1 protein-coding gene is annotated in these 318 nt (G+C 59.7%); it reads right to left on the reverse strand.

From position 1 onward, the window contains the following. Positions 1-318: cbb3-type cytochrome c oxidase subunit I (locus TN53_RS43570; protein ID WP_046264478.1), on the reverse strand; the 318-nt coding region annotated here is incomplete at both ends.

Consider the following 318-nt stretch of genomic DNA (forward strand, 5'->3'; position numbering starts at 1 on the left):
GAAGCCGATGAACAGCGTCCAGAAGGTGATCTTGCCGAGGCGCTCGTCGAGCATCTTGCCGGTCATCTTCGGCCACCAGAAGTGGAAGCCGGAGAACATGGCGAAGACGACGGTGCCGAACACCACGTAGTGGAAGTGCGCCACCACGAAGTACGAGTCCGAGACGTGGAAGTCCATCGGCGGCGAGGCCAGGATGACACCGGTCAGACCACCGAAGGTGAAGGTGATCAGGAAGCCGGTGGCCCAGAGCATCGGTGTCTCGAAGGACAACGAGCCCTTCCACATCGTTCCGATCCAGTTGAAGAACTTCACGCCTGT

Source organism: Streptomyces sp. WM6386, assembly GCF_000972385.1.
Classification (GTDB): domain Bacteria; phylum Actinomycetota; class Actinomycetes; order Streptomycetales; family Streptomycetaceae; genus Streptomyces.